Source organism: Pseudomonas corni (genome assembly GCF_057128765.1).
Window position 1 is genome coordinate 183,979 of the sequence record NZ_JBSKHW010000002.1, and the last position, 10,188, is coordinate 194,166.

The 10,188-nt window shown below is 59.0% G+C and carries 12 protein-coding genes; 9 read left to right on the plus strand and 3 right to left on the minus strand.

The genetic code is table 11. From position 1 onward, the window contains the following. Window positions 1–2: 2 nt before the first annotated feature. Window positions 3–335 (minus strand): type II toxin-antitoxin system RelE/ParE family toxin, encoded by a 333-nt coding sequence (locus ACWKV9_RS04410; protein ID WP_483834879.1) that lies wholly within the window; start codon window positions 333–335, stop codon window positions 3–5. After that, on the minus strand, window positions 332–604 hold the full coding sequence (locus tag ACWKV9_RS04415; RefSeq protein WP_483834880.1) for a type II toxin-antitoxin system Phd/YefM family antitoxin: 273 nt from the start codon (window positions 602–604) through the stop codon (window positions 332–334). Before ACWKV9_RS04415 ends, ACWKV9_RS04410 begins: the two co-directional genes overlap by 4 nt. Before the next feature lie 184 nt (window positions 605–788). Between ACWKV9_RS04415 and ACWKV9_RS04420 the strand changes: the two genes are divergently transcribed. Together ACWKV9_RS04420 and ACWKV9_RS04425 are read left to right on the plus strand one after the other, a co-directional pair. Further along, window positions 789–1,043, plus strand: coding sequence for a hypothetical protein (locus ACWKV9_RS04420; RefSeq protein ID WP_483834881.1), 255 nt, complete (start codon window positions 789–791; stop codon window positions 1,041–1,043). Beyond that, the gene (locus ACWKV9_RS04425) at window positions 1,040–1,621 is read left to right on the plus strand and encodes a lipocalin family protein (protein ID WP_483834882.1); all 582 of its coding nucleotides are present in this window, start codon (window positions 1,040–1,042) and stop codon (window positions 1,619–1,621) included. The genes ACWKV9_RS04420 and ACWKV9_RS04425 overlap by 4 nt, the downstream gene beginning before the upstream one ends. A 114-nt stretch (window positions 1,622–1,735) precedes the next feature. On the opposite strand, the gene ACWKV9_RS04430 is transcribed toward ACWKV9_RS04425, so the two are convergent. Beyond that, the gene (locus ACWKV9_RS04430) at window positions 1,736–3,100 is read right to left on the minus strand and encodes a formimidoylglutamate deiminase (RefSeq protein ID WP_483834883.1); all 1,365 of its coding nucleotides are present in this window, start codon (window positions 3,098–3,100) and stop codon (window positions 1,736–1,738) included. A 211-nt stretch (window positions 3,101–3,311) separates the two neighbouring features. Here ACWKV9_RS04430 and hutC point away from each other — a divergent pair, with 211 nt between their 5' ends. The 7 genes from hutC (at window position 3,312) to hutU (ending at window position 10,094) form a co-directional block, all read left to right on the plus strand. Then, window positions 3,312–4,022: a histidine utilization transcriptional repressor HutC gene (hutC, locus tag ACWKV9_RS04435; RefSeq protein WP_483835381.1), complete on the plus strand. Its 711-nt coding sequence runs from the start codon at window positions 3,312–3,314 to the stop codon at window positions 4,020–4,022. Then, the gene (locus ACWKV9_RS04440; protein WP_483834884.1) at window positions 4,019–4,612 is read left to right on the plus strand and encodes a HutD/Ves family protein; all 594 of its coding nucleotides are present in this window, start codon (window positions 4,019–4,021) and stop codon (window positions 4,610–4,612) included. Before hutC ends, ACWKV9_RS04440 begins: the two co-directional genes overlap by 4 nt. A gap of 100 nt (window positions 4,613–4,712) precedes the next feature. Next, complete coding sequence (gene nhaA, locus ACWKV9_RS04445; RefSeq protein ID WP_483834885.1) at window positions 4,713–5,888, plus strand: Na+/H+ antiporter NhaA; 1,176 nt, start codon at window positions 4,713–4,715, stop codon at window positions 5,886–5,888. Between the two features lie 223 nt (window positions 5,889–6,111). Further along, on the plus strand, window positions 6,112–6,642 hold the full coding sequence (locus ACWKV9_RS04450; RefSeq protein ID WP_483834886.1) for a DUF3455 domain-containing protein: 531 nt from the start codon (window positions 6,112–6,114) through the stop codon (window positions 6,640–6,642). Window positions 6,643–6,746: 104 nt separating this feature from the next. Beyond that, window positions 6,747–7,313, plus strand: a complete 567-nt coding sequence (locus ACWKV9_RS04455; RefSeq protein WP_483834887.1) for a sigma-70 family RNA polymerase sigma factor — start codon at window positions 6,747–6,749, stop codon at window positions 7,311–7,313. After that, window positions 7,310–8,038 (plus strand): anti-sigma factor, encoded by a 729-nt coding sequence (locus ACWKV9_RS04460; RefSeq protein WP_483834888.1) that lies wholly within the window; start codon window positions 7,310–7,312, stop codon window positions 8,036–8,038. Before ACWKV9_RS04455 ends, ACWKV9_RS04460 begins: the two co-directional genes overlap by 4 nt. 364 nt (window positions 8,039–8,402) lie before the next feature. Then, window positions 8,403–10,094, plus strand: a complete 1,692-nt coding sequence (gene hutU, locus ACWKV9_RS04465; RefSeq protein WP_483835382.1) for a urocanate hydratase — start codon at window positions 8,403–8,405, stop codon at window positions 10,092–10,094. The last annotated feature ends 94 nt before the right edge of the window (window positions 10,095–10,188 follow it).

Sequence of the window (10,188 nt, forward strand, 5' to 3'; positions counted from 1 at the left end):
GTTCAAAAGTTGGCTCGAAGCAACCGTTTTGTTAGAAATGACATAAGGTCTCGCCTGACATCAATGACCGCATGGACAAAGACCACGTCTTGGCGGATTTCATAGATGATTCGATTCATCCCTGAAACGACCTGTCGATAGTCGTTCAGATTGACCGTTTTAAGTTCGTCGGGTATTGAGCCAGCAAATGGCGATGTCGCCAATGTTTCAATCGCATTTCTGACCTGGGCAGATGTCGCCAGCCAGACATCATGGGAAAATTTTTTCAGGATGTAATCACGAGTGTCTCTGAGGTCTAGCTTGGCTGAGTGAAGGATGAAGACCTTGAAGCTCATTGCTCATCTATCCCGTCCAGCTCGTTGAATACGTCATCCACGCTTTGAAATTCGCCGCGCTCGATCTCTCGATGGCCTAACGCCAGAATTTTCAGCAGGGCGAACGTTTCCATTTGTTCCTCGTAGCTTCTTACGTCCATAACTACCAACTTCGCTTCGCCGTTTTGGGTAATTAACATCGGTTCACGACTTTCCGTAATGTCTTTCACGATCTCTGCCGCATGACTTTTGAGATAACTGATTGGCCTGACCTGTGATGAAAATTTCATCGCTCCAGCTCCCGTGATTGAGGCGACCGATTTTAGTCTTAATTCAGTCTTGCTTGCTAATGACTGTTTGGCATATGGAACCGACCCTCTCGTTTATCTTCTAAGCTCTCGGTATCGCGCCAGCGTGTTGCGTCATGGACGAACGCTGCGACGTCGCCCCCCTTTCGTTTCAGGAGCTTCACCCATGTCATTGCGCTCTCTTGCGTTGCTATCGTTCTGCGTATTGCTGGCGGCCTGCAGTAAGGTCAATCAGGAAAACTATTCGAAGATCTCGGCGGGCATGCCCAAGGCCGATGTCGAGAGATTGCTGGGCAGCCCGACTGAATGCTCCGGTGCGCTGGGCATGTCGAGCTGTACATGGGGCGATCAGAAGAGTTTTATCAGCGTGCAGTACGCCGCTGACAAAGTGGTGCTGTTTTCTGGCCAGGGGCTCAAATGAACATCCGTCATTCGTTGCAAATCGGCGCACTGACACTCGCAGCGCTATTGATAGCGGGCTGCGCCTCTTCGGCCGGGGACTCCATGGCCCCGCGAACCGTGGACCATGTCGATCTCAAACGCTATCAGGGCACTTGGTATGAACTGGCGCGCATGCCCATGTTCTTCCAGCGCAACTGCGCGCAGTCCGAAGCACAGTACAAGCTCAAGGATGACGGCAACGTCGCCGTGACCAACCGCTGCCGCACGATTGATGGCAAGTGGGAAGAGGCGACGGGCACTGCATCGCCGCAGGTACCAGGCAAGACCGACAAGCTGTGGGTGGTGTTCGACAACTGGTTTTCGCGACTGCTGCCAGGTGTAGCGAAGGGCGATTACTGGGTGCTGTACTTAGGCGACGACTACAAAACCGCACTGGTCGGCAACCCAAGTCGCAAATACCTGTGGCTGCTGTCGAGGACTGCCCACGTAACAGAGCGGACCAAAGAAGAACTACTTGCCAAGGCGCAACAACAGGGATACGACACCACGATGCTGATCTGGCGGGTGGACGATTCGAAGATTGGGAAGGCCGAGTAATCGGCCATTGTAGGAGCGCGCTTGCCCGCGATTGCGGTATGTCAGTAACCCGTGTTTTGCCTGACACACTGCAATCGCGGGCAAGCGCGCTCCTACAGTTGATCGCGTTCTTGCCTAGCCCAACATTTCCCGCAGCACTTGCGCAAACGCGCGGCTGCTCTCTTCTTCGTCGGCGTGACGGCCATCGCTGATCACCCAGCGGCCATTGACCATCACATCTCGAATCTGCCGATCCCCGCCGGCAAACAGCCACCGGTTGAGGATTGCGTCGCCCGATGCCGTCGCCAGATACGGGTCATTGCCGTCCAGCACCAGCCAGTCCGCGCGCTTGCCGACTTCCAGCGCTCCGACCGGTTGACCCATCGCTTGAGCGCCGCCTACCAACGCCGCGTCGTATAGCGTGCGCCCCACCATTGGTTGATCGCTGCGGTACAGCCGATTACGCCGCTGATCACGCAGACGCTGGCCGTATTCCAGCCAACGAAGCTCCTCAACCACGCTCAACGAAACATGACTGTCCGAACCGATCCCCCAGCGTCCGCCTTGGGCGATGTAGTCCACCGCCGGAAAGATGCCGTCGCCAAGGTTCGCCTCAGTTGTCAGGCATAACCCGGCGATCGCACGGCTGCTGGCCATAAGCGCAACTTCATCGGCTTCGGCGTGGGTGGCATGCACAAGGCACCAGCGCTGATCGACATCGACATTTTCGTACAGCCACTGCAATGGACGTCGACCGCTCCAGTTCAGGCAGTCGTCGACTTCCTTCTGCTGCTCGGCGATGTGTATATGCACGGGGATTTGTTTGTCACTGGCCGCCAGCACATCGCCTATCTGCTGCGGGGTGACGGCACGCAAGGAATGGAAGCACAGGCCCAGCGCTTGGGCTGGTTGGGTCTGGATGATTTGACGAAGATTGGCCTGCAGTTCCAGATAGCTGTCAGTGCTGTGGATAAAACGCCGTTGCCCTTCATTCGGCGCCTGGCCTCCGAAGCCTGAATGGCTGTACAACACCGGCAGCAATGTCAGCCCAATGCCCACCGAACTTGCCGCTTCGCTGACCCGCATCGCCAGCTCGGCCGGGTTTGCGTAGGGCTGGCCGCTGGTGTCCTGGTGGACGTAATGGAATTCGGCAACGGAGGTGAAGCCGCCCTTGAGCATTTCGATATACAGCTGCCGGGCGATGATGCCCAGTTGTTCGGGGCTGATCTGGCCGACAAGCCGATACATCAAATCGCGCCACGTCCAGAAACTGTCGTTGGGGTTGCCCGCGACTTCCGCCAGCCCGGCCATGGCCCGTTGAAAAGCGTGGGAGTGCAGGTTCGGCATGCCTGGCACGACCGGGCCGTTCATCAGCTCGGCGCCTTCACTGTCGGCGTCGGCCAGAACCTGCGTCAGCATTCCTTCCGGACTGACTTCAAAACGCACATTATTCGCCCAGCCAGTCGGCAGCAACGCACGTTCAGCAAAGAAAACGGACATCGTTTTTGCACCCCTCGCGTGAAATTGTCTATACATATACAGACGTTTGTCTGCTCGGTAAACTGCGCCAAGCTTGTCGTCCAACAGGTTAATGGTTAGCGTGAGCGCTGATGCTGTTAGTTGCCATCGATAGCGCCATTGACCCTTTATCACGCCAAACAAGGATTTCTCTGTGCCGACTCCGCCCGCCATCTCTCCGCTGGCCGCCCAGATGGGTGACAGTCCGGCGCCGCTTTACGCCCGGGTCAAGCAGATGATCAACCAGCAGATCGCCAATGGTACGTGGCCGCCGCATCATCGCGTGCCGTCCGAGAGCGAACTGGTCACCCAACTCGGCTTCAGCCGCATGACCATCAACCGCGCCCTGCGGGAGATGACCGCCGAAGGTCTTCTGGTGCGCATGCAGGGGGTCGGCACCTTCGTCGCAGAACCCAAAACCCAGTCAGCGCTGTTCGAAGTGCACAACATAGCCGACGAAATCGCCTCTCGGGGCCATCGCCATACCTGCAAAGTCATTATTCTCTGTGAAGAGGCCGCAGGCTCCGAACGCGCCTTGGCGCTGGACATGCGTGAAGGGCAGCGGGTGTTTCACTCCTTGATCGTGCATTTTGAAAACGACATCCCGGTGCAAATCGAGGACCGTTTCGTCAACGCCGCCGTTGCCCCTGAATATCTGCTTCAGGATTTCACCCTACAGACCCCCTACGCTTACTTGTCGAACGTCGCGCCCCTGACCGAGGGTGAGCACGTGGTCGAGGCGATTCTGGCCGAATCGGACGAGTGCGAATTGCTGCAGATTGAAACAGGCGAGCCTTGCCTGCTGATCCGCCGCCGCACCTGGTCGGGGCGCACGCCTGTGACCGCCGCACGCCTGATTCACCCCGGTTCTCGCCATCGTCTTGAAGGACGCTTCAGCAAATGACTCGACTGACTGTTCTGCGCGCCGCCGACTACCCGCGCATGCCCTGGAAAAACGGCGGTGGCAGCACTGAAGAAATCACCCGCGATTCCGGAGAAGGCCTCGACGGCTTCGGCTGGCGCCTGTCGATCGCCGACATCGAGCAGTCCGGGGGTTTTTCCACATTTGCCGGCTACCAGCGCATCATCACCGTGCTGCAGGGCGCGGGCATGACGCTGGATGTCGACGGCAACACGAGCGAAGCGTTGCTGCCCTCAGACCCGTTTGCGTTCAGCGGTGACAGTCAGGTCTCTTGCGCACTGCTTGACGGACCGATTCGCGACTTCAACCTGATCTACGCACCGAGCCGCTATCGCGCACGGCTGCAATGGATCGACGTGCTACTGCCGCAGCGGTTCTTTACCTCAGCCAACGTGTTCGTGCTGTTCAGCGCCGCCGAGCAAGTCGCGGCCAATGCTGCCGAACACCCGCCGCAACTTCTGGAAAAACATGATTGTCTGCAGCTGGATAACGAAGCCGGCGCGTTGCTTGAAGTGGTGCTGTATGCGCCGCGTGCCAGTCGTTGCTGCGTGATTGAACTGACAGCGATCTGAATCTACGGCGGTCGGCACAGCGACTAATCTGGTACGGAAACATCTGCGCGCACGAGCTGTGCTAATTTGCTGCCTTTTTTCAGGGACGCTAAAACTGCCAATGACGACCATCAACAACAAAGAAACCCCCAGAGCCCTCGCCATCCTGACCAGCTTTCTTGCCTCGGAATCCGCAGGCGGTCTGGTGCTGATGGGCGCTGCGCTGGCCGCAATCATCGTTGCCAATTCGCCGCTGGCGCCCGGTTACTTCGCTGCGCTGCACAGCGTGTGGGGTGGGTTGTCGATCGAGCTATGGATCAACGACGGTCTGATGGCGATTTTCTTTCTGATGGTCGGCCTGGAAATCAAACGCGAAGTCCTGGCTGGTGGCCTGTCGAGCTGGAGTCAACGCGCCCTCCCTGGTTTCGCGGCAGCCGGAGGCATGGTGGTCCCGGCACTGATTTACATCGCAGTGAACTGGGGTAATCCTGAAACCCTCAGCGGTTGGGCCATCCCGGCCGCCACCGACATCGCCTTCGCCCTCGGCGTGCTATCGCTGCTGGGCAAACGCGTACCCACCTCACTAAAAGTGTTCCTCGCGGCGCTGGCAATTCTCGATGACCTGGGCGCCGTCACCATCATCGCGCTGTTCTACAGCACCGGCCTGAACATGCCGATGCTGCTCGCCTCCTTTGCCACGCTTGCCGTCTTGATCGTGATGAACCGCATGGGCGTTCGGCGCTTGTTGCCCTACCTTTTGCTCGGCTTGCTGCTGTGGTTCTTCGTCCTGCAATCGGGGGTTCACGCGACGCTTGCGGGCGTAGCATTGGCCTTATGCATTCCGCTGGGCAAACCGGAAGAAGAAGCGCGCTCCCCGCTGCTGTTTCTTGAGGAAAAGATGCATTACTGGGTCGCGTTTGCCGTCGTGCCGATCTTCGGTTTCGCCAACGCAGGGGTTTCGCTATCAGGCATTACGCTGGGCAATCTTGTGGACCCGGTGCCACTGGGCGTTGCCCTCGGGCTTTTTGTCGGCAAGCAGATCGGTGTATTCCTCGCGGCCGTTCTGGCAATTCGCGCAGGTCTCGCCGTGCTGCCCGAAGGCAGTAACTGGGCGCAACTCTACGGTGTGGCTTTGCTGTGCGGGATCGGCTTCACCATGAGCCTGTTCATCGGCAACCTTGCCTTCCCTGGCGCTGCGCACCTGATTGATGAAGTAAAAGTGGGCGTATTGCTGGGCTCGATTCTGGCGGCGATTGGTGGGGTGATCGTCTTGCGTAGCAAGATGAGTCGGCACTGACACCAACCACAAACTGTAGGAGCGCGCTTGCCCGCGGATGCAATTTGTCTATGACAAATGCATTCCCTGACACACCGCAATCGCGAACAAGTTCGCTCCTACAGAGCTTCGCATTTTTTCTTCAAAATTATTTTCAAACCACTGCATCCAGATCCTTTCCTGCCGGGTAGTACAGACAGCAGCCCTTCGCTGCCCAATGAACTACCCATCAGGAGAAACACCCATGAACGCTAAAAAACGCTTCTGCCTGACTGCTGGCGCGATGGCTTTGAGCTGCGCCACCTCCGTATTCGCTCAGGCTGACTTGCCTGACACCATCAAGGTCCCGGCCGGGCACAAGGTCAGCATGGAGACCACCGGAGTTGGCGAAATCACCTACGAGTGCAAAGCCAAAGCCACCAATCCCAGTGAGACTGAATGGGCATTCGTCGGCCCCAAAGCGGTGCTCAACGACCGCAGCGGCAAGCAAGTGGGCACCTACTTCGGCCCACCAGCGACCTGGGAAGCCAAAGACGGCTCCAAAGTGACGGGCACGCAGTTGGCCGTGGCGCCTTCGAGCGCAGGCAATTTGCCGTATCAACTGGTCAAGGCCAACCCGGCTGAAGGCAAAGGCGCCATGTCTGGCGTTGCTTACATCCAGCGTGTCGCGCTTAAAGGCGGCGTCGCCCCGACCACCGCGTGTGCAGCGGCCAACAAAGGCGCGAAGGAAGAGGTCAAGTATCAAGCGGACTACATCTTCTGGGCTGCCAACTGACAGAACCGACTCCTTATCCTGACGCAGGAACTGGTCTATGCTCCTGCGCGGGATGCCCCGGTCATTGATCGGGGAATGGAGTTTCCTTTTCACGGCTGATCGATTTGTCCGCGCACCAGACACCTTTTGATTACGAAGCTGCTCTGCATGCCTGCGCCCGTGGCGAGCGGCAGGCGCTGCAACGTCTTTATGTAGAAGAGAGCGCGCGCTTGCTGGGCGTGGTTCAGCGCATCGTGCGCGACACCGCACTGGCCGAAGATATTGTGCATGACGCCTTCATCAAGATCTGGACCCGCGCTGCTAGTTTCGATAACAGCCGGGGCTCGGCGCGAGGCTGGATGTTCACGATTGCCCGGCATCTGGCACTCAACACCGTGCGCAACAACGCGCGGGAAGTGCCGATGAACGACGACGATATCGACGACAGCCAGGCGCCGGCCACACTGGACGGCTGGCAGGAAACCCAGGACGCTTTCGACTGGCGGGTCAATCCTGGACGCATCGACTTGTGCCTTGAACAGCTGGAGCCGGTGCGCCGCAATTGTGTGTTTCATGCTTACGTTGACGGTTACTCCCACCAGGAAATCGCCAGCAAAATCGGCGCCCCTCTGGGCACTGTGAAAGCCTGGATCAAACGTAGCCTCGCCGCGCTGCGGGAGTGCATTGGATGAACGAAAACCCAGGCAATGCCCGCGATCCCGATCTGCAAACCCTTGCGGGCGAGTACGTGCTCGGCACGTTATCGGCGCAGCAACGCAGAGAAGTTGAGCAACGCCTGCCGCGCGAGCCTGCGCTGCAAGCGGCGGTCGATGCGTGGGAAGTACGGCTGCTCAACCTCACTCAACTGGCAGAACCGCAAACGCCCTCTCCGCGCTTGTGGGACCGGATCGAACGTAGCGTTGATGCCCTCGAATCTCCCGTACTAAAAACCCGCTCCGTCATAAAAACGCGCTGGTGGGATAGTCTTGGCGTCTGGCGCGGCTTGGCTGGCGCGGGGCTCGCCGCTTCACTGGTGCTGGGGATCACGCTGATCACTCATACCGTTTCGCCTCCAGCACCTTCGTATCTGGTAGTGCTGGTCGCGCCGCAGGACAAAGCACCGGGCTGGGTCATCCAGACCAGCGATTCCCGAGAGATTCAGCTGATTCCGCTGGGCATGGCCGAAGTGCCACAAGACAAGGCGCTGCAGTTCTGGACCAAAGCCGATGACTGGAAAGGCCCGGTGTCCCTGGGGCTGGTCAAGCCTGGCCAAGTCCTGAAAGTGCCGCTGGACAGTCTTCCGACGCTGCAGCCCAATCAACTATTCGAGCTGACGCTTGAGACGTCCACCGGGTCGCCGACGGGAAAACCAACCGGGCCGATTCAGTTCATTGGTCGCGCGGTCAAAGTCATCTGACAAGCTCCCCACATCAGTTCCGGTTAGCGTGATGTGGCGTAACAGGCTGTTACCGCGCGCACCGCTCTGAAGCGCGACGCACCGAAAAGTAACAGCCTGGCCCACCTTCAATGCGATCACCGTTAATGGGGCCTGTCCGTGAACCCTACTCACGAACGCCCGTTGCTGAACGGTTCCCCGGATTTTTAAATACATTTCCTCAAAGTTGGTCCTCTGCTTGCATATGCTTGTATGTACAAGTAAAGATGGGTACGCAAGAGTGACGTCTTTGGCTTTGGGCACGACTGCTACAGTCAACGCAGCGAGACGTACCAACTACCTGTTCCGCCTGTTCGCCACAGGACCGATCATCGAGGATTGCTACGTGACTACTGACAACAAAACCCCGCAATGGACCAAACGCCGCGACGTCGAAATCCGCGCCGCCCGTGGCAACACATTGACCGCCAAAAGCTGGCTGACCGAAGCGCCGCTGCGGATGTTGATGAACAACCTGGACCCGGAAGTCGCCGAGAACCCGAACGAGTTGGTGGTCTACGGCGGCATCGGTCGCGCAGCCCGCAACTGGGAATGCTACGACAAGATCGTCGAAAGCCTGACCAATCTGAATGACGACGAAACCCTGCTGGTGCAATCCGGCAAGCCGGTCGGCGTATTCAAGACCCACACCAACGCCCCCCGCGTACTCATCGCCAACTCCAACCTCGTCCCGCACTGGGCGAGCTGGGAACACTTCAACGAACTCGACGCAAAAGGTCTGGCCATGTACGGCCAGATGACGGCGGGCAGCTGGATCTACATCGGCAGCCAGGGCATCGTTCAGGGCACCTACGAAACCTTCGTCGAAGCCGGGCGCCAGCATTACAACGGCAGCCTCCAGGGCAAGTGGGTGCTGACCGCAGGTCTGGGCGGGATGGGCGGCGCGCAGCCTTTGGCCGCCGGCATGGCGGGCGCTTGCTCGCTGAATATCGAATGCCAACAGAGCCGCATCGATTTCCGTTTGAAGACTCGCTACGTCGACGAGCAGGCCACTGATTTGGACGACGCACTGGCCCGCATCGCCAAATACACGTCCGAAGGCAAAGCCATCTCCATTGCATTGTGCGGCAACGCGGCAGAAATCCTCCCAGAGATGGTCCGCCGTGGCGTGCGCCCGGACATGGTCACCGACCAGACCAGCGCCCACGACCCGCTCAACGGCTACCTGCCAAAAGGCTGGACCTGGGAGCAGTATCGCGACCGCGCCGCCACTGAACCCGCTGCCGTGGTGAAAGCGGCCAAGCAATCGATGGCCGAGCACGTTGAAGCGATGCTGGCGTTCCAGAAAATGGGCATCCCGACCTTCGACTACGGCAACAACATCCGCCAGATGGCCAAGGAAGAAGGCGTGACCAACGCCTTTGATTTCCCGGGCTTCGTGCCTGCCTACATCCGTCCGCTGTTCTGCCGTGGCGTAGGACCGTTCCGCTGGGCCGCGCTGTCGGGCAATCCGGAAGACATCTACAAGACCGACGCCAAAGTTAAGGAGCTGATCCCGGACGATGCGCACTTGCACAACTGGCTGGACATGGCCCACGAGCGCATTGCGTTTCAGGGTTTGCCGGCGCGTATCTGCTGGGTAGGCCTGGGCCAGCGCGCCAAACTGGGTCTGGCGTTCAATGAAATGGTCCGCAGTGGTGAGCTGTCAGCCCCTGTCGTGATCGGCCGTGACCATCTGGACTCAGGCTCGGTTGCCAGCCCGAACCGCGAAACCGAATCGATGCAGGACGGCTCCGACGCTGTGTCCGACTGGCCATTGCTCAATGCGCTGCTCAACACCGCCAGCGGCGCAACCTGGGTGTCGCTGCACCACGGCGGCGGTGTGGGCATGGGCTTCTCGCAGCATTCGGGGATGGTCATCGTCTGTGACGGCACCGACGAAGCCGCCGAGCGCATTGCCCGCGTCCTGCACAATGACCCGGCGACCGGCGTCATGCGCCACGCCGATGCCGGTTACCAGATCGCGATTGATTGCGCCAAAGAGCAGGGTTTGAACCTGCCGATGATCACCGGCTGAGACACACAATCTGTAGGAGCCAACTTGTTGGCGAGGGATCGACGCGGTGTGTCAGTTGCGCCGCTTCGCGAACAAGTTCGCTCCTACAGGTCGG